We start from the raw sequence: 22742 nt of genomic DNA on the forward strand, positions 1-22742 counted from the left end.
TTGCATCGCGATTCCAAGATCAATAGCAGATTTACGGAGATCAGGCTGTTGCGGTGCAAGGATGGGCAACAACATCAAACCGACAGTACTCGCTACGTAGTAGCTGTATTGCTCTGTCTCCTCAAGCGTCTGATAACGATTTTTCTCGATGTCCCAACGCATACCTTCCGCGAGTTCGAGAAAGGGTGTCTCATCCATTTCGTAACGTTCAAATACATCTGCTAACGCAATCCATAACGGTTTATTTAGTACTTCACCATTGCGGAATCGTTTGAATTCATTCAAGAAAGCTAGTAAACTCTCTTTCGGCGTATCCGACTCATCGACGGTATCGTCAAGGAACCGGCAAAATGTATAAATCGCATAAACAGCTTGTCGATCTGCTTTTGGTAAGAGTGAAAAGGCTTTATAGAACGTTTTAGATCCGGACTGAATGACTTCCTCACATTTGATATACGCGTTCTGGATCGTCATTGAATTCATGTTTCCACCCCATCTCTTGTTCCATTCGGTTTACGAGTATCGTTGCGCCCATCATGACGACTGGTACTCCTCCACACGGATGCACCGATGCACCGACGGCATATAGTCGATCGATATCTGGATATGGTTTTGCCTGTGTCTTTAAGGCAGCTGATTGACGAATCGTCGGAGCAATTCCAAAACTGCCACCTTCGTATAGTCCAAATGCCTGTGCATCATTCGGTGTACGAATCTTCATTTCTTGTATCTTTTCCCGAAATCCCGGATGATGATGCTCGATTTTTTCGAGTACGGTCTCGACGAAGTCTACTTTTTCATAATCTTTCACACCATAGCCACGGGGAGAAGGAATTAATGAATAGACGACGCTATCGTCCGTTCCTGTTAAACTACGATCAATCTGACTCGGATGGAACAGATAGACTGCCGGATGTTCAGGTAATCGTCCTTTTTTAAAGATGTTTGTCATGAGTGGTTCCAAGTCATTCGGCATCAAAAATCGATGCACCGGTAAGTCAACTTTCCCTTTCATCTTGAAATACAGCAATAGCGTCCCGCCTGAAGGAGTATATGTTTTAGGTTGTTTACCTTCCACAAGACGTTCCATTAATGGAAACTCTCCATTTAGTACGATTTGATCGAATGCTTCATGTGTTCCACCTTGTAAGACGATTTCCTTCGCCTGTCCCTGGTCAACGACGACTCGTTCAACGGGTGCCTCGAAGACGAACCGGACACCTCGTTCGACTAATGTGTCATACATGCGTTCAGCAAGTGAGAAATAACCGCCTTTTACATACCAGACACCTTCTGCTTGTTCCCGGTATGGAATCAAACCATAGATGGATGGTGTCGTATACGGATTTCCTCCGATATAAAATGTTGGGAAACTGTATGCCATGCGCAAATATTTACTCTTGAAGTATCGCTTCAAATGATCATGCGCTGTCTCTAAAGCGTGCATCTGTAATAATGGACGCATCATTTCTGGATGCAACAGCTCCGTTTTCCGACGATAACCACGTTCTAAAAATTTCGATACACTCGTCTTATAATCCTTTTCTTTTTGATGCATGAATTCATAAAATCCACGACCTTCGCCGAATTGGCGTTCGATCGCAATGGCTTGGTCCACGACATCAGATACTTTCGTAACGACGGTCCCGTCGTCGAAGTGAAGGTCATACAATGGATCCACCCGTTCGAGTTTTACTCCCGTCACGCCTGCTTCTGCCAACTGCTCTTTCAACTTACCTGGCATCAGGACGATTGTCGGACCTTCATCGATGCGTCCACCGGATTCAAAATCGACGGATCGTAATCGACCACCGACATGCGCTTCTTTTTCAAAAATCGTAATCTCGACTCCCGGATGTCTTGCTGTCAGCAAAAGTGCTGCATGCAGTGTTCCGACGCCTGCTCCTACGAATCCTATTTTCATGTCCGCACCCCTTCTTTTTTGAGCACGAGTTCTGCCGTAATACGCGCGGATTCGAAGATTGTTGGTAAGCCGCTCCCTGGGTGTGTGCCTCCCCCGACAAGATACAAGTGATCCAGCTCTTCAAACTGGTTATGCGGTCGGAAATACATCATCTGTGTCAACTGATGCCCAAGGTTAAACGTCGCTCCTTGATGGATCCCCATCGCTTCCCAATCGTCCGGCGTGAACATCTCTTCGACTTCGATTGCCGCTTCAATCCCTTGATACGGTGAACGCGTTTCAAGCGTATCCAGAACACGTCGACGTAATTTTGGTCCTTCGATCGACCAATCGAGTTCCGAGTAGTTGTTCGGAACCGGAACTAACACATACATGGCGGACTTTCCTTCAGGTGCTAGTGTCGGATCAAGAACGGATGGATTTTGAACATAAAATGAAAAATCATCGGATAATTCTAAAGTCTGCGTCATCTCGCGAACGTTTTTCTCGTAGTCTTCCGCAAAATAAATCGTGTGATGTGGCGCATCGAATGTCCGATTGACGCCAAGATACAACATAAACGTCGAACACGAGAATTTTTTGCGATCAATTTTTGGTCGGGACCATTTTTTCAGTACTCCTTCCGGTACAAGGTGATTCATCGCATGTGCGAAATCAGCACCGACGATGACTTCATCAAATAACTCATGTTGACCTGACTCAAGGATGACCCCTTCGACGACTTTGCCGTTTAAGATCAATTGCTTGATGCCTGTACCTAACTGAACCGTTCCACCGAGTTCTTCGATGGCACGTTGCATCGCAAGTGGCACCTGATGCATCCCACCAATCGGATGATGGACACCGTATGCATGTTCCATGTAAGACAAGATGGAGAAACCTCCTGGGCATTCCCAAGCCGACATCCCTAAGTACTTCGCTTGGAACGTAAAGGCATACTTCAGTTCTTCGCTCGTGAAATAGTCGGACAAGACATCATAAAGTGATCGCCCGAGTGAGAGACGCGGAAGTGCTGTTAAGACACGCGGTGACAAGTAGTCCGTTAATCGGTCATGACGTGTCTGTAGAATCGGCATCAACTTACCGAGCTTTAACGCTTGCTCTGCCATGAATCGATCGTACCCTTCCCCATTTCCCGGAAAGTGGCGCTCGATCGTCTCTTTCATCCGGTCCCGATCCGTCGTCATCGTGAACTGTTCTGTTCCACCTTTGAAATAGAGTGTATACATCGGATCAAGTGCCTTTAGATCTAAATAATCTTCTAACCGTAGACCGGCTTCGTGAAAGACGTTTTCTAAAATATGCGGCATATTAAGAAAAGTCGGTCCTCGATCAAATGTGTATTCACCTAGCTTGACGGCAGAAGTTCGTCCACCGACTTGCGGTTGTTTTTCATAAACGGTGACGTCTACTCCTTTTCCTGCTAATAACAAGGCACATGCAAGTCCCCCTGGTCCTGCTCCTATCACTGCTACGCGTCGCTTCACCCAAATCTCTCCTTTTTATCTCTCATCGTTTCAACTATTATACTAAGCACATAGTAAGAGCGACAAATTTGAACTGTCTTCCAACTGTAAAAACGCCAGACTTCGCTTAGGAAGTGGCGTTTGCAGTCACGATATACCAAGCACCTTCTTTTAAGAATGGTGTGATCGAAATATTTCCAAACCCAGCTTTCGATAAATCTTCTTTCAATTCTTCCTGGCTTGGTAATGGATACAAATTCTCATGCAGTGTCATAAAGGCATTGAATGCTGCTGAGAACGGTGCACCATGTGAACTGTCACGAAGTGGAGTGACGAGAATGACTGTTCCATCATCTTTGACAAAACGGCGTACCCCTTTTAGTAAAGCAAGACGTTCCGGTTGTGGGAAGTAATACAAAATATTATTCATCATGACACCATCATACGTTTCTTTTACGTCAAACGTTTTGATGTCTCCGACGACGAAGTCAATCTCTCCACTCGTATCTCGTCGTCTCGCTTCGGCGATGACCGATTCTTCGATATCGATTCCAGCGAGTCGCAAATCAGGCAACGCCTCATGAATTTTGCGAAGATAACCGCCATAGGCACAGCCGATATCGAGCAGTGATGTCAGATTGCGACTTCGAATGATATGACGTACAGCCGGGAAAGCAACGGTCTCGACAAGTGCCGACGTTTCGGCAACGATGTCGCCATGTTCTTCTCCATTAAAGACTTTCTGTTGCCCCTCTTCTAGGAATTGTGGATAAGAGAACAAGGCGGGTAAATGTAGCTCCATCATCTCAGATAACATAAAACCGATACTACGATCGTCTGATTGAGAAAGTTCTGGCAATACATGACGCGTCGCCGTATAACGTAAATCTTTTTTCTTTAAATGACCGACAGCTACGCCAACCTCAAACCAGCGGGATAACGCTTCCTGTGTCAGCGGACGTCGCATCCGTAGTTGCGCTTCCGCCTGCGTCGCTCCCGATTGAAGAGCATCGAATAACCCATATTTATAACCGATGTATCCATGCCAGAGTGGTAACACCGGTTCTGCGCGTTTCATCCATTTCCGTGCCCGGAAGACCTTCGTCCATTCCTTCAACTGTGCCACAAGCGTTCCCCTCTCTACTGTGTAATACATCCCTTTTCCCAAATAACAACCACTTGTAAACAAAAATTACTAGCAGACACGACAAAAAGAGTCCTTTCGACCCAAAAGGTCGAAAAGGACTCTTTGATTTCGCATAAAATCAGAAAAACTTCATACCGTATGGAAGCGAATAGCCAAGGAATACTGTCACAAGGACAAGCACGATGAATCCGATGACGAAACCGGAATAGGCTTTTCCTTTTTTGACACGAACGAGTGTCAATTCTCCGAAGATGAGCGTCAAAAGACCTGCTGTGATCTTCGCATGGTAGAGTGGATCTGGATTTTCAGACACCCCCATGATTTTAATGTACAGGTAAAGACCTGTCGCGAACGTCAATAAAAGCAGAAGACGGAACGCCATATGAATGCCTTTTGCGGCTTTCTTATTGTTCTTGTACATCGAAAACGCGACGAAGAACGTAACCAATAAAAGTACCCAAAGTAAGACGTGTGTGTGAACGAATGCTGTGATTGGCATTTCATTTCCTCCTTTCTTTTCCTATTTCATCGTATCTGATTTCCGTACGAACACCTAGTGTTATTTTGTTGCTATATGATTTTTTCAGGAGATTGTCACATGTGTGGACTGAACAAGTGGGAATTTGACAGTGAAAAGACTCCCTTCTCTTACGACCGATTCCACATGAATTTCTCCCCCATGACCGGTGACGATTTCTTTACAGATGGCTAGACCAAGGCCCGTACCACCGATTTTCCGACTATCCGAGTTATCGACGCGGTAAAACTTTTCGAATAGACGACTGAGTGATTGTTTCGGAATCCCGATTCCCTCATCCCGAACTTGAAGAATGACTTGATCACGTGATGTCGTGAGTACGACATCAATCGCACCACCAGATGGTGAGTATTTCACCGCATTATTCAATAAATTATTGAGTAACTGTCTGATTTTTTCTTCATCTGCTTCAATGACAGGCAACTGATTTCCTTCGTGACGGAACATAATCCGGTGGGCTTGTGTCGAAGCCGCATAAAAGTGTGTCGTTTCTTCAGCAATCGCATGAATGTTCACAGATGTCTTTTTGTACGATTGTGTACCTGACTCCATGCGCTGGACGTCTAAGAAATCGTTGACGAGATTCGCAAGACGTTCTGTTTCGGAATGGATCGTCCGTAAGTATCGATCTTGGCGCGATTCTTCAATATCTCGATTGAGCATGAGCTCTGTAAAACCATAAATCGAAGAAAGCGGTGTTCGAAGTTCATGAGATACAGTCGAAACGAGTTCTGATTTCAAACGATCCATTTCGGTTTCTTTCGTCACATCCCGCATGACAAGCATCGTTCCTTTATGCACCTGATGAATGTGAATCACCTCGACATAAAATTGAATGAATACCGTTTCGTTTCTAATCGAGAACTGTAGACTATCTGTCGGTAATTCTCCACGAAGAACTGAATCAACATATCGACTGAAGTTTTCCGGTTCATCGACGACGGATTGAATGACTTCTAAGCATGTTTGAAGTGTTTCTTGTTCCGCCTGGACACCATATCGCAGTTCCGGGAATAGATCGTACAGTGGTCGATTGACGAAAACCTCTTCTTTCCCTGGCTCAAGATAGATGACCGCTTCACGAATTGAATCGAGAATCCGTTCCGTTTTCGTTTTTTCTCTCGTCATCTCGTCAAACAAACGCATCCGGAGAAGGGATAACGACAATTGACGAGAGAAGGACATGACATCCCGCATCTGTTCATTCGTAAACTGATCGCGGTAACGGACCAGATAGATATACGCGATGATATCATCTGCGGTTGGATCGAGAATCGGCACAGCCGTTTCATACATATAGTACGGGTACGGTAACGGATGATTGCTCACGACTTGTTTAGAGGAGTGAACTGGTGTCTTGAGTGATTTTGCTCGTTTTAACAGTGACGCATCGTTTTGAAGTAACTGCTCTGCCAGTTCATCCGTCATACCATAGGTGACGACGGAATAACTCTCTTCCTCATCGACGAATACTAATGCACCAATTTCAGAATCCGTGATCGTGACGAGCTTCTCGATGATTTCCGGATAAGCGGTCAACGATTCACGTGCCGCGAGCGTCTCTGTCAGATCATTCCGGTACTGAAGGTGTTGTTCATTGCGCATCGTCAGTTCCAATGCTTCTTCAAGTTCCTGTTGTTGTGCTTGCAATTCTTCTTGTTGCGCTTGTAATTCTTCCTGCTGGGCTTGCAACTCTTCATTTTTTGCCAATAGATGCTGTTTATTCTCAGAAATCGAACTTGCCATCTGATTAAACGATAGTGCTAAAATACCAATCTCATCTTTACGATTCGGTACTTTGACGCTTAAAACATCTTCACCATTCGCAAGCCGTTGACTGTTCTTAACGAGAGACAATAATTCAATCGTGATGCGACGAATGAATGGATAGATGAAGAAGATCAAAACAGCGATCAAAACGACGATATTCGCTAACCAAATCAGTTGCGTCGTTCGGATTTCCTGCTCCAATTGATCACTTGTCCGTTGTGCCCAATCTTCCAAAAATTCACGATAACCGCCGAGTGCCAGTTCACTTTTATTAATCTCTGATAATACATCGATGTTTCCTTGACTATCTAACTGAATCTTTCCTTCAGTTAACAACTTTTGACCGAGTGGCAATTCAGCTAGCGTCGTTCCTTTCAAGAAGGATTCTGTAATATCTCCTGACTCTTTCGCTTTGACATAGGATTGAACAAGCGGCAAGATTGCATCGAAATAGTATTGATATAGTTCTCTCGAGGACTGGGCGAATGCCTTTCCTTGATCGTAGATTGCATTTTTTTCGAACCAATCCGTTTGCTGAGCAATCTTATCTTGTTGAGCCATGACTTGGGTATACAATTCTTCATTTCCCATCAAGGCATAGCCACGCATGTTGAATTGAACATCCTGCCATTCTTCCCATAGAGCCCCTGCGCGTGCACTGCGATCTCGGATGTCTTCTAATTTCGCCCGTGTCGCTTGCAATTTCGTATCCGTGTAGTTGTAGACGATCAATGATGAAATCATCAATGTAGCTAATACGACATAAAAGGATGCCATAAGTTGGCGTCCGATTTTTCGATTAATCCACTTGGTGATCACTCAATATTCCTCCTACTACATCAATCAACTCAAGAGGACTAAAGGGTTTCGAAAAGAAGTAGTTTGCACCGATTTCTTCCGCGCGCTCTCGATCAGATTGTTGACTTTTAGCGGTCAACATCATAATTTTCAAGTGTTGCTTATCTGGATGTTGTCGAACTTTTTCGATGACTTCGATTCCTGTCATCCCAGGCATCATGTAATCCAACAGAACGAGGTCATATTCCGTGTTCATGATTTTTTGATATGCCTCGTCTCCGTCCGTCGCTTCATCAATCGTATATCCTTCATCTTCTAGTGTATCAAGTACCAACATACGTAAGACATCTTCATCTTCTGCTAATAAAATACGTGCCATCTATTAAAACCTCCCAAAATTATCCATCATTAAAGTGACATATCTTCTTTATTTTACACAGTTTTTTCACAATAAGAAACGGAAATCACTCCATACCTTGATTTTATTCCTTTATTCCTCATCCCTCTTTCGAACTATACTAAAACCTCCCTCGCCTCTACCTGAAGTAGGAGGACAAGAGAGGTCTCAGTCGTAAAATTAAACTAAATCAATCGTTTCTCCTAAAGCAAAAGCATAAATGACTTTCCGCGAGATTCGAATATGAAGAATAGCTTCTAATGCTTCTTGGTATAGATTCAATTGAGTCGCATACCGTTCACGTAACACATCAGCAGGTGTCTGTCCGACTTCCGTCGTAACGATTTGATCCGATTTATAGTCGAGTAAGATATATGACTCCCCATCCTGAATCAAGCAGTCGACGATTCCCTGCATGACTGCGTCATCCACTGGACCCGTCCAGTCTTTCCGAAAACGTGATGCTCCGATTTTATACGTAAACGGTAACTCTCGATAGACGTGGTTTGTCCGTAGTCGTTCGCTGAACAATTGTCCGATCTCGGAGTCTAGGAACTCTTGCAACTGTGGTGTTGCTTCCCGCATCGTCGTCGCTTCGATAGGTGTGATTCGTTCCATCGTTTCCCATTGATCGATCTGTTCTGAAATCGCTGTATCCGGTTTGTATAATTGCATCGCTAGGTGTAGGACCGTTCCTCGTTCCGCTCCACTAAGTACAGGTCCAAGGAATTGTGGCGTTCGGTAATACGTCGTCTGGCGATACGTCGTTTCAAATGCTGCGCGTTCCAACTGTTCCGCGCGCTTCAGTTCCGTAACGGTCTGTTTCGCTGCCGTCTCTGTCGCGAGTAGATGCGGATACTGATACGAAAATGCCGATTCAACGATTTCTTTGACGTGCGTATTGACGGGCACATCAATTTTTTCAAGCTTTTGGACGTGTTCGAGTTGCTCCACGAGTGTTGAGATTTCTTGATACGGTGCTAACTCCTCTAAAGACATCATGCGAATCGACCAGTTCGTCTCATCCGGACGTAGTAAACTACTGCGTAAGACTGCCGGAACGACCCATTCCGCATAACTCTTCGCTTGGCGCCGGTCATTTTCAGGTAGTAAGACTTCGTCGAGTGGCGTCATCTGCCAGGCCACCATTTGATCTTCTAAATCCTTGACTGTCCCGACGAGAATCAATTTTTCCTTCGCTCGAGTCATCGCAACATACAAGACGCGCATCTCTTCTGCCTTCATCTCGCGATCCATTTCCCGACGGATGACTTCCTTCAATAGCGTTCCAGATCGCAAACGACGAATCGGATCAATGGCGTCTAGAGCAATGCCATACGTCTTATGCAACTGAATGGCCTGCATTTGATCCTGTTTGTTGAATTGCTTCGTCAATTGGCTGACAATCGTCACGGGGAACTCGAGTCCTTTTGATTGGTGGATCGTCATGATTCGAACGACGTCCTCGTCTTCTCCAAGCGAACGGGCTTCTGCGAAGTCTTCTCCTCGTTCGATCAACCGATTGATCAGGCGTAGAAAACGATATAGCCCACGATAACCGGACGTCTCATATTGCTTTGCCCGCTCATATAAGGCATTTAAGTTAGCTTGACGACTTCTGCCTCCAGCGAGACAGCCGACATACTCAAAATAGCCAGTCTGATCAAACAATGATCGAATGAAGGCAGGAAGCGCACTCCCACGTGCTTCGGTTCGCCATGCTTGAATCTGACGGATGATCTCGTCTATTCGAATACCAAGTGCTGATTCCTCTGTCGCCATCGCGAGTGCCGCCTCATAAAAGCTTCCTTCTTTTTGTTTTGCTCGAATCCGCCCTAGATCACGATCCGCCACACCGAAAATCGGCGATCGTAACAGACTGGCGAACGGGATATCTTGAAGTGGATTATCGATTGTCTTGAGTAACGCCATCATGATTTGAATTTCCGTCGCTTGGAAATATCCGCCCGTCGTATCTGCATAGACCGGAATCTCATACTGTTCGAGTACTTCAACGAGTGCCTGAACACGCTTGCCGCGCGAACGGGCCAAGACGACGATGTCACGGTATTCGCATGTCCGGAATCGGTTCGATTTCGCATCGTAAATCAGATGTGGATGTTTAGAGTCGACGAGTTCTAGAATTCGTGTTGCAATCGCTCGTGCTTCAACTTCTTCTTTTTCACTATCAAGCGGATCAATCAAGAGTAATTCAGGGTCGACTTGCTCTGATTCTAAATAACTTAAATTACCGAGTCGAAGGTGCGCCGCTTCATCGTAATCAATTTCTCCGACTGTCTCATCCATGACTTGGCGGAAGATTTGATTCGTTCCATCCAACACCTCGAGGCGACTGCGGAAGTTCTTTGTTAAATCGATGCGTGTTCCGACGTCGGTCTGCTGGAATCGTTTGAATTTCTCCAGGAACAATCCTGGTTCTGCATGTCGAAATTTGTAAATGGACTGTTTGACATCACCGACCATGAATAGATTCCCTGTTGCCTCGTCCGTTTTCGAAACCAGTTGAATGATGCGTTCCTGGACTTCATTCGTATCTTGGTATTCGTCGACCAGTACCTCAACGAAGCGTTCCTTTAGAAGTTTTGCCACATCCGACGGTTGTCCCTCTTCCGTCAAAATCTCTAATGCAAAATGTTCAAGATCCGAAAAATCAACAATTCCACGTTGTTGTTTCGCTTCGAGATAATCATTTGCGAATTGACGCACGAGTGTAACAATCGTTTCTACATGTCGGAGCTGTGATCGTAAATCCTCCAAGTAATCGACACCTGTTTTTTGGACAAACAGTTCTTTCATTTTCTTGAATTCTGCAACGAGTCGTGTCCGCTCTGTCTGGAACGGTTTGATGCCTTCATCTCCGCGCGGACTTTTCCAACGACCGAATTCTACTGCTTGAAACGCAAGAGCAACCATCGACCATTGCCGTACTGACGTTTCAAGTACTCCAAAAGGAGCGATATCCTGTCGCATCATCTGTCCCATTTCCGTATATCCGGACTGTTCCAATTCAAAAGCAAGTTCTCGATAACGTCCTAGTAGATTCGACAACGTCTCCCATTCCAGTTCGACCAATCGTTGCATGAGCGGAGACTCATCCGGATCGATTGGTTGATCGTACTGATTGATTAAATGCGCATAAAACGCTTCCGGATCAGGTAAGGATCGAGAAAAACGGTAGAGATTTGAAATCAGCGAAAGCATCGCTTGATCGTCCCGATCTGATGTATAACTATCGATCAAATCATAGAATCCCGGATCCTCAGAGGCATAGAACGACTCAAAGACCGCTTCTAAGACATCATCTTGCAGTAATAACAGTTCAGATTCGTCAGCAATCCGAAACGCCGGATCCAAACCGATCCGGTAATAATTCTCACGTAGAATCGATAGACAGAATGAATGGATCGTCGTAATTTGTGCCCGGTTCATTAATTGACGTTGTTTTTTTAGATACAGATCATCCGGTGCCTCTTTGATACGCTGATCCATGACCTCAATGACTCGCGTTTTCATCTCACGCGCTGCTGCATTCGTAAAGGTAGCAACAAGAATCCGATCCGCCGACAACTCATCTTCGGGATCGATCAATCGTTGCGTCAGCCGTTCGACGAGGACAGCTGTTTTCCCTGATCCAGCAGCTGCTGAGACTAAGATATGTCCTCCCCTTGCTGAAATGGCTTGTTGTTGTTCTTCCGTCCAACGCACGCTCATTCTTCATCCTCCTTCAATCGTTCCAGTACCTCTTTTTCAGACATCGGTTTTAATGGACGATATTGATTTCCGAGTGATTCATCGAATTGACAGACTGAACGATATTCGCAGAAACTACACGGTGTCCGTTCCTGATAATCGAATGGATTGATTGCAATATCCCCATCATAGATATCTTGACTGCTGTCTTTTAATGCCTCCCACGCATGATCCATCAGTGCCGATAAATCTGCCTCTTGTACAACACCCTTCGTCTGTGATTTATGCAGTCCATTTTTCGTGAAGGTCACTTTGACGAGTGGGGATTTTTTTCGTTCATCGTATGCAATATGATCCATCGCTCGCAGTACCTCATCATTCTCGAGAATGACGCCTTGCATCTGATAGGACTCAAGTAATAGTCGATTACGTTCTGCTTCATCAGCAGATAAATCGCCTCGTAGCATCGGATTTTTAACATGGAAATACAGCGCACCAGCAGGTTTTGCCTGCTGTTGATACAGCAACTCTGACTGTTCCACGACTGTTTTCAAATACAGCAACATCTGTATGGCGAGTCCGTAATAGATTTCCGCAAAATCCAGTCCTCGTGCACTCGACTTATAATCTATGATACGGACGTATAACTGGTCACCGATCATCGCCTGATCAATACGGTCAATGCGTCCTGTGAATTCAATTTCCGTTCCGTCTGGTAGCGTAAAGCGTAATGGTGGAAACGTCGCATTCCCAAAACTGATTTCAAATAGATCTGGTTCAAAATCCGTTCGCTTCGCCTGCTCGACGAGCATCTTAGCGGTCTGTTCGACGACATCCGTCAACTTTTTCTTGATATAACCAAATCGACTCGAGCTCATCAAAATTGCATTCTGGATTTCTGGTGTCACCTTTTCAACAGCTTCCTTCGCAAGTGTTCCACATGTCTCACTATCGAGCTCGCGCCAGTGCCGTCCGGAAGCTTTGATACTGAGCGACAGATCATTTAATGCGCCGTGGAACAGATTTCCGATGTCCGGCGCTTCGAATTTATAGAGCTTTCGCTCGCGTAAACGAAGTCCATACCGAGCAAAATGTTTATACGAGCAAGCATTATACGTTTCAAAGCGCGAAACGCTCGCTTGCAGAGACTCGCCATATAAGCGATGCGCCAACCCTTCCGGTAACGCTTCCGCTTGATTTTGATAGAACAAGGCACTTGAGAATAGACCCATTCGCTCGCGTCCTTGTCCGTTTTCAAGAAGTGAATTATATACTTGAAACCAAATTGGCTGAATCGGATAACGTCGTTGCAAACGGCGGAGTTCAATCGCCGTCGCTGCTGCCGCGCGATCGGGACTCGTCACGAAATCGAGTTGTTCTTGCGGTGCATGTTCGCCAGCCTCCGCAAACTGTGTTTTGATCGGACGATCAAGCAACAGTTGCCGCTTCAATTGTTTCGTAATTGCCGCCGGCTGCAACGCCTTTCCTTCTTCATCGACAAGCGCATAACTGACATACAATGCTTCACTTGGAGCCATCATCCCTTGATACAGATAAAATAGTTCATCATCAAACACATCGAGGGACGCTTTTCCGACCGGAATACCATGTTCATGTAAAAAGTCATGATCATTTTCGGACAGTAACTTCGATTGATCTTGGACGAACGGAATCAGACCATCATTCGCTCCCAGTAAAAAGACGACTTTCACTCGTTGCAATCGTCCACGCACATAATCCGTCGCAATGACTTGATCAAGCGATGGGGGGACAAGTGCAAAACGCAGACTCTCAAGTCCTGTCTCGACCATTTGGACGAACAAGTCCATTGATAAAGTATGCTCAGGCGCAGCAGCTTCTAGCTGTTCGAATAGGTGAAGAATCGCTTCATACACTTGATCATGTTCCCGAGCAGCAAGTAACTGATCTTGCTCTAATGCTTGCTTGCGCCATTCCATTAAATGTTCTGCAATTTTTTGTTCTTCGAGGAATTGATAAAGACCTTTCGTATACGCGCTCATCGTCTTTGCCTGCTTTAACCGACGGTGTAACGGTTCAATCAAGTCGACGACGAACGTACGGAGATGATTCAATTCCTCTTCTTGCGCGATTTCCTCTTCCGTTAAGCGAACTTCCTCTGCTAAGCGTCGCTTTAATTGCCACGGTTGTTGCCACATCGACCCTTTGATGCCGCGTTCGAGCACGAACGTCTCGAAACGATCGAGCGCTAGACGCGCATCTTCTGCTGGAATCGGTAAGAGCTCCGTCTTCAGTAAACGAAAGACCGTTTCTTCCCGATAACCCGATGTCACGATGTCTAAAGCAGATTGAATCAAGTCAACGAGCGGATGATGGATCATCGGCTCACGTTGATCCAAGAAATACGGAACATCATACATGTGGAAGGCTCGTTCCAAGTGATCCGCATACGGTTCAAGATGTCGTACGACGAATGCCATTTCATGAAATCGATACCCTTTTTGTCGAACAAGTTGAATCGCTTTCCGCACGGCTGATTCTGCTTCGACTTGCCGGTTGACTGCAGCTGTCATCTGAAAGCCGTCAACGTCATGATCGACAGATGGATAACCTGGCTTTAACAAGGCCTGCTCTAAATGCCGTAGCCCTTCTGATTGAAATTTGATTGGCTGTTCATACAAGATTTCTTCGTACGGAATCGATTGTTCCTGCATTTGCCCGATCAACTGCATGTAGCAACGCTGGGACACACCAAAAGACGTTTGTTTTGCATAAGGATCCGCCGCGTCCATTGTAAAACTAATATGCATTTCAGCCACTTGTTGCATCAAGGCAAGCAGTACTTGTTGTTCCTGAAGCGAAAACTCATAAAATCCGTCGACGATGATCGTCGCTTGATCCAGTCGCGCTTTCGGAAGCAACTCAAGTAACGTCGTATAATAATCATCCGCATGGAGTGCCTTATCGACGATTCGTTCCGCAAAGCGCTCATAAATCAACGCAAGGTCGTTCAATTTTGGTGACCGTTCGAGAGACCGATCACTCACTTGACGCAACATATCTGGCTCGATCAATGAGCGTTTAAACGACGCGATGAGTTCATCAAGTCCTTGGAAAAATCCTGGCATATTTTTCGTACGCTTAAAAATCTTTAACTCGTCTTCTGATTCCTCGACGACCTGTCGGAGTAATAATTGTGTTCCTGTCTCATCGAGAAATGGAATTGCTTGATTTCCGTAATCGCGTAAAATATGAAACGCAAAGCGCCGTAAACTCATGACTTCGAGACGAACAAGACCTGCTATCCGTTCATCTGTCGCAATCCGACGCTCCATTTCAAATGACATCTGATCCGGAACGATGAAATACATCTTCTCGCCTAGTGGTCGTTGCTCGAGTTCTTGTACGACGCGCTCAATCAATTGTGTCGTTTTCCCACTACCAGCACGACCAATGTGCATATGGTTCATCAAGAAAACCTCCTCTACGTTTTTATGTATCATTATTATCGCACAAATAAGAACAAATGTACTGTTTTCGACGCATGTCTTTTCGATATAGATTTGCTATAATCAGAACACATCCTAATGTAAGGCAGGTGATGATTTTTGTCGCTCTATGAAATGCTTGGAGGCGAGCAAGTACTCACCTCTTTGATTCATTCGTTCTATCATCAAGTCTATCATGATTCCTTATTGCGTCCGTTATTCCCTGATGATCGACACCGTGTCGAACAGGCACAATTCGCCTTCTTGACCCAAATGACAGGAGGTCCACGCGATCCGAATCAACCGCCGACGAGTTTAGCGATGATTCACCGGCTATTGCCGATTCAAAAAGAGCATGCCATCCGTTGGTTGGAACTGATGGAAATAGCTTCTCTTGATACGATTCCAAATGAAGAAGCGCGACTCCAACTCCTCGAGCGATTACGGATTGGCGCAACGAATGTCTTACGTGTTTGCGAAGCACACCAGATGGACTGAGGGATTTTTCTTTCTCATCTGTCCATTTCCATGTAAAATAATAAATGGAGGCGATATAACATGACGGAAGAACAAGAACAACGACCGGAACTCGTAAAGAATGCGATTGAGCAAGCAGAAGCATCGACGAACGAGGACGATACACTCGAAGAAGAACAAACCGAAGAACAAAAAAAATTGGACCATATCAAAGGTCTCGTCACCCTTGAACGCGGTTCTGATTACTACCGTGTCGTTTTTTATGACGATCATAAACACTTGATTTTCAAGGAACTCGATTACGACCGTGTCGACTTTGTAGGTCGGTTCTACAATGATAGCTTTGATCCGACGAACTTGACGGAACTAGAAGAAATCGCAGACAAAGCACTTTCGACTTCTTTACGGAAACGATTCCTTTAAGACATAAAAGAAGCCGTCCTCCCAACTGGAGAACGGCTTCTTTTTTATTGATCGGATTGTTTTTTCTTCCGACGAAGGACATAGGCAAGAACGCCACCTGCGACAGCGATTCCTGTTGCCGCCAAGATTGGAAGTAAGACTTTTTTATTAGATGCTAGTTTTTGTTTGACTTGTTCAAGTCGCGATTCATTCGTCTCTTTTAAGGCGATCGATGTTCGACGATTCATCGTGACATGCTTCGCAGCATCCGTCACAACGATTCGTTTCGTGACCCAACGGCGATTTCCGGCATCATCGACGACTAGTTGTCGCGCGCGTTTGATTCCTTTGATTCGTTTACCCGGTGTATTTTCCGGACGTACGATGCGAGAACTGATAAAGCGTCTGCCACCTGTCGCACCAAATCCAGGCTGCAATTTTCGGCGATTTAACCATTCATATGATTCATTCATCGTGTCGCGGTAAAAGTTACCGCTTCACCTCCCTATGATTTCTCTCTCTACTTCTTTCTCCTTACATAAGTAAGATTCCTGTTATGTGTTTCCACTTTTCATCGATTCTTAAACTCCGGCAATTGGAAGCGCCGTTGCATTTCATACGCCAGTTCCAACGTTTTGATTCGTTGCCGTTCGATGCTGTATGCGGATGCGTCCGTATCAATACATTGACCTGTCTGAAACTCTACCTGTACTTTTCCAGACTTTTTTTGAACAGTCTTCATTTGCTTGAAATTGATCCAAATGCATTCCGCCTTTTCTTTTGCGGTCGTCGGAAAAAATATCGTTTGTGCCTGCCAATCTACTAAAACAGGTGTCTTTCGGTTCGGACCAAGAATATGTCGCGCTGCTTCGATCCGTCCACGCATCGATGAACCAAAATATAAACAGGATTCTTCAATCAACTTAATCGGATGACCCTCTAAAATACTTTCCGAATGCTCCTTGATGACAAGTGTCTGTGGTTCACCATATTGACCATATCGTGGAATCAAAGCTAACGTTTCTTCCGTAACTGGGTATGACATCTCCTTCACTCCCTTCCTGAATTATATTGGTTATATCAAACTTCCTTCTACTCTGCATGAGTATACCGATTATTTCCTAATGAAAAAAACGAGATCCTAGGATCCCGTTTTTAAAATTCTTCTGGCTTTTTTTCCTCTTGTTCAATAAAGTGACGTGGGAAATTAAAAATCACACAAACTTTCCCGACTCCATTTCCCGCAGGGCGATTCTCAATTGCTACCGTACCATCATGACGCTCAACGATCCTTTTGACAATGTAAAGACCAAGCCCAAACTTCCCTTCTTTGCCCCGTGAAAATTGATGAAACAAGGGCGAAGAGTCATCAAGTGGCGGTCCATCATTTTCAATTTCGATATGAACCTGATCCGCTGTCCCAGACAGTCGGATGTCAATTTGTGTTTCAGCATAACGAATCGCGTTGTCCATGACGTTTTCGAGTGCAACTCGTAATTGTTCCCCTTCACCAAGGACGATTCCCGCTTCTCCACTAACATGCCATTCGAGTGACTTCGTTCCAGAAAAACGATTTTTCAGCAGGTGTATCATCCGATCGATATCGACATTATCCCACGTAGAACGATCGAGCTCGAAATAGTCGAGCTTCGTGACGTAAAGAAGAGCCGCCACTTTTTTCTCTAATCGTTCCGCTTCCTCATCAATGACCGATACGGAGCCGGTTAAATCACCATCTGGATAGATCCCATCTGAAATGGACTGAGCATAACTTCGAATGACCATGATTGGCGTCTTCAAATCATGTGAAATATTTTGAAGCAACGATTTTTGTGCCTTATCCTGCTTTTCAAGATCCATCCGCATCGCATCGACGGACCGTGCCAGTCGACCGATTTCATCCCCACGATCGAGCGGAAGTGGTGTATCCCACTTTTGAGCCGCGATTTTCCCGACTGCTCTTTCGATTTCGACGAGCGGATGTGTTAGACGACGCGCCAACCAGAAGGCAATGAATAACGTAAAGATACTACCGATGATGACGACGAAGCCGATTTTTGAAAACAGTTGTGTAATCAGTTCTTGTCGATAAGCATCCCAGACGTAAGAGACACGATAGTAGGTTTCGCCGCTCTCTTCCATTTTACGAATACTATAATAAACGTCTTCTTTATCAAGACGCGTCGTATACTTTGCCGTAACTGTTTTTTGATCAATTGCATCACGGTACATCTGATTGATCAGTTGTTGCGGTGCCCCACCGTAATAAAGTTTTCCGTTCTTAGATAGCAATAGGATATTAACTGATCGAGATTCTTGTTTTCGACGATCGAATTCAATCGGATTATCTTGTAGCATCTCGATGACAGAGGCATCCTTCGAGAAGAAGACCTCACTATTCTCAAGCGTCGAATAGACCTGTTCATCGATGAAATTTCCGATCGATGAGCGGATGACAAGGAGAATGACTGCAGATAATGTGACGATGACGAGCAGAAACATCGCCCAAATCTGAAATCCGAGACTGCGATTTTTCATGCAGACACCAAGCGATAGCCAATACCATAGATCGTTTCGAGTTCTAGTTTCGATAATTTTTTACGGACACGACGGACAAGATCATCGACGACGCGGTCCGAACCGAAATAATCGTCACCCCAGACACTGACGAGAATCTGCTCGCGAGACATCGGTGTCCCGATTTGTGTCGCAAATAAAATCAGTAGATCATACTCTTTTGAGGTTAGATCAATTTCTTGACCGTTCTCCTCGATGATTCGTTTCTCAGGATAAATCATATAATCGCCGTATTGAATGACGCCACTTTTCGGTGTCGCATACGTACGTGCTAAGATTTTTTTGACACGAATGACCAGTTCGCGCGGAAGGAACGGCTTCGCAATATAATCGTCCGATCCCATCTCAAGACCAATGATCTTATCGATATCCTCATCACGCGCCGAAATGAAAATGACGGGTGTCGTTTCATCATGCGCCTTGATTCGCTTAATCAATTGAAAACCATCCATATCCGGTAGCATGATATCTAAAATCCACAAATCTGGCTTCTCTACGATCGAAGAAGCAGCTGCCTCACCAGATGTAAACGATTTAACCTGCCAACCTTCTTGTTCCAAGTACTTTACGAGTACACGATTCAAGTTCACTTCATCATCAACCAAATAGATTGTATGCATGGCTCTCACTCCTCGACTAATGTGCTTTGTTTCAGTGTATCAAAGGAATTCCGCAAAATTATGGGAGAGTGGATAATAATTCAAAAAAACCTTTCTTTTCAAAAGAAAAGAAAGGCGAAGTCATAAATTTTCTATTATTTGACGAGACGGAGCGCTGGATACGCTACTTGCTTGTTCTTTGAAGTCGCAGGTGCCACCTGTTGAAGTCGTTCCATTTTCACGACGTGCGTCAAAAATCCAACGCCGCCTCCTAGCAATACTGTTACACCCGTCATTAATAGAATCTCCATTTTCTTCGCCACCTTTTCCATCGCAATTGATAATCAGTATCATCCTCAAACTGACTATAGCATGCTTAAACGAAAATGAGAAGCGTTCTCACAAAATTAATCATCTAAAAACTTTTTTTGTTCTAGTTCATGACGTTTTCGAATGATTTCCTTCCAATCGAATTGTCCTTGTTCAAGTCCATTGATTAAAATTTCGGCAGTTCCGACATTCGTTGCGAGCGGCAGATCGTACACATCGCATAATCGAATGAGTGCGGAGACGTCCGGTTCATGCGGTTGCGCCGTTAGCGGATCGCGTAAAAAAATCACGATATCGATCTTTCCTTGCGCCACGAGGGCTCCGATTTCTTGATCACCGCCGAGTGGTCCAGATTTACAGCGATGAACATGTAAATCTGTCGCTTCCATGATCCGTTGCCCGGTCGTTCCTGTCGCATACAATGTATTTTTCTTGAAGAATGCAGCATAAGCTCGTGTAAACCCCATCATCTCATCTTTTTTTTCATCATGTGCGATCAATGCGATATTCATTCGTATCCCCTCCTTCTTGTCTATGCACAGAAAAAGAACTTCAGAAACCTGAAGTTCTTGAAACACTCATGAATTCGTCGGTTGCTTCTTCAACACGGTCCGTAAAATCTTTCCGGTCGTATTACGAGGTAATCGATCGATGAACTCAATCTGTGTCGGACATTTGTATTTCGCGAGTGATGTGCCACAGAATGTCCGAGCCTCCTCTTCTGTCATCGTCTCACGGACAACGACGAATGCTTTGACAGCTTCGCCCATCTCCTCGTCCGGTATGCCGATAACAGCGGCTTCAATGATATTTGGATGCTGATAGAGCACTTCTTCGACCTCACGTGGGTAGACGTTATAGCCACCGACGATGATCATATCTTTTTTGCGATCGACGATATAGAAATAACCATCTTCATCACGACGAGCCAAATCACCCGTATATAACCAGCCATCGCGTAACGTCGCTTGCGACTCTTCTGGCATCTTGTAATAACCCGTCATGACGTTTGGTCCACGAACAATCAATTCTCCGACCTGACCATCTGGTAATTCCTGTCCGAGTTCATCGACAACTTTGTTTTCAACATCGACGATCGATGTACCGATCGAGCCTGGTTTCTGAACACCATCGACCGGATTGAAACAAGTGACGGGCGATGCTTCCGATAAACCGTATCCTTCGAGGATATGACACTGGAATGTCTGATCAAACGCTTCAAGGAGTGGTACTGGAAGACTCGCTCCTCCTGAGACGAATAGACGGGTTGACTCAAAATAGGTCGCGTATTCCGGATGTGCCTTCACGGTTTGCAGTAAGAAATTATACATCGTTGGCACGCCTGCAAAAATCGTCACCTGTTCTTTTTTCGCTAACTCAAACGTCTCTTGTGGTGAAAACCGTGAAGCAATGATGATTGAGGCTCCATGTGCGAGCGAAGCATTGATGACGACTGTCAAACAAAAGACATGGAACATTGGTAATACGGCAAGTGTCCGGTCTTTACTTGATACGTGTAGATAATCTCCGATTGAGCGCGCATTTGACGTCAGATTACGATGCGATAACATCGCACCTTTTGGTTTTCCTGTCGTCCCACTTGTATAGAGAATGACGGCGATGTCATCCAGTTCATTCGTCACGTCTGTCAATGGATGTTCGATTTCGAGCCAGCGATCGAGCGTGATGAACGTAACTTGTTGATGTGTTTCGTTTGGTCCTTCCTGATCCGCATAGGGAACAGAGACGACAATCTTGAGGTTCGGTAAATGAACGAGACGATCTTTTGCAGCTTCGACAAGCGGAGCAATGCCTAAAATCCCTTTCACATCACCGTTCATCAGGATATACCCGATTTCATCCGGCGTGTATGTAGGATTGATTGGAATTGCAATAGCTCCTTGTTTCATGATGGCATAGTACGCGACTAGGAAGGATGGACTGTTCCCTAAGATAAGCGCAACATGATCGCCCTTTCGAATTCCATTTGCTTCAAGCGCGCCGGCTGCCCGGTGAAACTTCTCGACGAACTCACGATAGCTGACTTGCGTGTCCTCAAACACATACGCCGTTGTGTCCGGATGTGTTCGAGCTGTCTCCTCAACGGATTGAATCAATCCAAGCATGAGCAAAATTCCCCTTTCGAATGAATGACTATTCATTTTTTACGTAAAAAAAATCCATACGTAGTCAAAAGCGACCGTATGGATAGTGTAACACTTTTTGGAAACGTTTTCACCGAGTTTCTTTTTAACCGTTAACGATGACACCACCATTTAAGTGAAGGACCTGTCCTGTCATATAACTTGAATCGTTACAGGCGAGGAAGACATAAGCAGATGCCATCTCGGCCGGTTGCCCTGGGCGATCCATAGGTGTATTCTTACCGAACGTCTTGACTGATTCATCCGGGAACGTCTCCGTGATGAGTGGTGTCCAAATCGGACCAGGCGCGACGGCGTTGACACGAATTCCCTCTTTTGCCAGATTCATTGAAAGACTCCGCGTGAAGCTAACGATTGCTCCTTTAGTAGCGGAGTAGTCGATCAATAATGCGTTCCCCTCGTATGCTGTCGAAGATGTTGTATTGATGATGGCAGAACCAAGTGAAAGGTGCGGTAGTGCGGCACGGGCAAGACGCATCATTCCGAAGATATTTGTCTTGAACGTCTTCTCCATCGACTCATCCGTGATATCCTTCAGACTATCTTCTGGTTTTTGCATACTTGCATTGTTGACGACGATATCTAAGCGACCGAAATGGTCGATCGTTTTTTGAACAAGTGTTTCACAGTAGTCTGCGTCCCCAATATCTCCTTTAGAAAGTAGGACTTCGCCTCCTAATTCTTCAAGACGCGCCTTCGTTTCTTCTGCTCCCTCTTGATCGCCATAGAAAGCAATGACGACCTTTGCCCCTTCACGGACATAAGCAATCGAGACAGCACGACCAATTCCAGAATTGCCGCCTGTGACGATTGCGACCTTTCCTTCAAGCTTACCTGCTGCCTTATAATCATCACGCTCATAATAAGGTAACGGTTGTTCGTCCTCCGTCTTCGGTAATTGTTTTGAAATCTGTTCAAAATCGATAAAGTCCGTCAACGAACCTTCTAAAAAGTTATCTTTATTATAGCCCATG

Annotated in this window: 19 protein-coding genes; 2 read left to right on the forward strand and 17 right to left on the reverse strand. The window is 45.1% G+C overall.

The window, feature by feature from the left end:
- From B2751_RS06040 to addB, 9 genes are all read right to left on the reverse strand, one after another.
- Positions 1–483, reverse strand: a 483-nt coding sequence (locus B2751_RS06040; RefSeq protein WP_290773522.1) for a phytoene/squalene synthase family protein, incomplete at its 3' end; no start/stop codon positions are given.
- Complete coding sequence (locus tag B2751_RS06045; protein ID WP_290773525.1) at positions 443–1924, reverse strand: phytoene desaturase family protein; 1482 nt, start codon at positions 1922–1924, stop codon at positions 443–445. The genes B2751_RS06040 and B2751_RS06045, both read right to left, overlap by 41 nt.
- The gene (locus B2751_RS06050) at positions 1921–3411 is read right to left on the reverse strand and encodes a phytoene desaturase family protein (protein ID WP_035409353.1); all 1491 of its coding nucleotides are present in this window, start codon (positions 3409–3411) and stop codon (positions 1921–1923) included. The genes B2751_RS06045 and B2751_RS06050 overlap by 4 nt, the downstream gene beginning before the upstream one ends.
- A 106-nt stretch (positions 3412–3517) precedes the next feature.
- Positions 3518–4516 carry a class I SAM-dependent methyltransferase gene (locus tag B2751_RS06055; protein WP_290773528.1) on the reverse strand — a complete coding sequence of 333 codons (999 nt, stop codon included), beginning with the start codon at positions 4514–4516 and terminating at the stop codon, positions 3518–3520.
- 139 nt (positions 4517–4655) lie between these two features.
- On the reverse strand, positions 4656–5036 hold the full coding sequence (locus tag B2751_RS06060; RefSeq protein ID WP_056060012.1) for a DUF1516 family protein: 381 nt from the start codon (positions 5034–5036) through the stop codon (positions 4656–4658).
- Between the two features lie 84 nt (positions 5037–5120).
- Positions 5121–7664 (reverse strand): HAMP domain-containing sensor histidine kinase, encoded by a 2544-nt coding sequence (locus tag B2751_RS06065; RefSeq protein ID WP_290773531.1) that lies wholly within the window; start codon positions 7662–7664, stop codon positions 5121–5123.
- Positions 7645–8022: a response regulator gene (locus B2751_RS06070; protein WP_035409361.1), complete on the reverse strand. Its 378-nt coding sequence runs from the start codon at positions 8020–8022 to the stop codon at positions 7645–7647. Before B2751_RS06070 ends, B2751_RS06065 begins: the two co-directional genes overlap by 20 nt.
- 198 nt (positions 8023–8220) lie before the next feature.
- Entirely contained in the window at positions 8221–11772 is a 3552-nt protein-coding gene (gene addA / locus B2751_RS06075; RefSeq protein WP_290773535.1) for a helicase-exonuclease AddAB subunit AddA, read from the reverse strand.
- Complete coding sequence (gene addB / locus B2751_RS06080; protein WP_290773539.1) at positions 11769–15200, reverse strand: helicase-exonuclease AddAB subunit AddB; 3432 nt, start codon at positions 15198–15200, stop codon at positions 11769–11771. The genes addA and addB overlap by 4 nt, the downstream gene beginning before the upstream one ends.
- 138 nt (positions 15201–15338) lie before the next feature.
- Between addB and B2751_RS06085 the strand changes: the two genes are divergently transcribed.
- Positions 15339–15716 (forward strand): truncated hemoglobin, encoded by a 378-nt coding sequence (locus B2751_RS06085; protein ID WP_231496881.1) that lies wholly within the window; start codon positions 15339–15341, stop codon positions 15714–15716.
- Between the two features lie 60 nt (positions 15717–15776).
- On the forward strand, positions 15777–16118 hold the full coding sequence (locus B2751_RS06090; protein WP_029340963.1) for a hypothetical protein: 342 nt from the start codon (positions 15777–15779) through the stop codon (positions 16116–16118).
- A gap of 44 nt (positions 16119–16162) precedes the next feature.
- On the opposite strand, the gene B2751_RS06095 is transcribed toward B2751_RS06090, so the two are convergent.
- The 8 genes from B2751_RS06095 to B2751_RS06130 form a co-directional block, all read right to left on the reverse strand.
- Positions 16163–16570, reverse strand: a complete 408-nt coding sequence (locus B2751_RS06095) for a hypothetical protein (protein ID WP_023467385.1) — start codon at positions 16568–16570, stop codon at positions 16163–16165.
- Between the two features lie 98 nt (positions 16571–16668).
- Positions 16669–17142, reverse strand: a complete 474-nt coding sequence (locus B2751_RS06100) for a competence protein ComK (protein WP_035409368.1) — start codon at positions 17140–17142, stop codon at positions 16669–16671.
- Between the two features lie 110 nt (positions 17143–17252).
- Complete coding sequence (locus B2751_RS06105) at positions 17253–18635, reverse strand: sensor histidine kinase (RefSeq protein WP_035409370.1); 1383 nt, start codon at positions 18633–18635, stop codon at positions 17253–17255.
- Complete coding sequence (locus B2751_RS06110) at positions 18632–19294, reverse strand: response regulator transcription factor (RefSeq protein ID WP_290773542.1); 663 nt, start codon at positions 19292–19294, stop codon at positions 18632–18634. Before B2751_RS06110 ends, B2751_RS06105 begins: the two co-directional genes overlap by 4 nt.
- 134 nt (positions 19295–19428) lie before the next feature.
- Positions 19429–19584: a hypothetical protein gene (locus B2751_RS06115; protein ID WP_290748659.1), complete on the reverse strand. Its 156-nt coding sequence runs from the start codon at positions 19582–19584 to the stop codon at positions 19429–19431.
- A 96-nt stretch (positions 19585–19680) separates the two neighbouring features.
- Positions 19681–20115 (reverse strand): methylglyoxal synthase, encoded by a 435-nt coding sequence (gene mgsA / locus B2751_RS06120; RefSeq protein ID WP_029340960.1) that lies wholly within the window; start codon positions 20113–20115, stop codon positions 19681–19683.
- A gap of 66 nt (positions 20116–20181) precedes the next feature.
- Positions 20182–21729, reverse strand: coding sequence for a fatty acid--CoA ligase family protein (locus B2751_RS06125; RefSeq protein ID WP_035409371.1), 1548 nt, complete (start codon positions 21727–21729; stop codon positions 20182–20184).
- A gap of 124 nt (positions 21730–21853) precedes the next feature.
- Positions 21854–22741, reverse strand: coding sequence for a glucose 1-dehydrogenase (locus B2751_RS06130; RefSeq protein WP_035409372.1), 888 nt, complete (start codon positions 22739–22741; stop codon positions 21854–21856).
- Between the last annotated feature and the right edge of the window lies 1 nt (position 22742).

This window comes from Exiguobacterium sp. UBA6282 (genome assembly GCF_002440475.1).
In the GTDB taxonomy this organism is placed as follows: Bacteria; Bacillota; Bacilli; order Exiguobacteriales; family Exiguobacteriaceae; genus Exiguobacterium_A.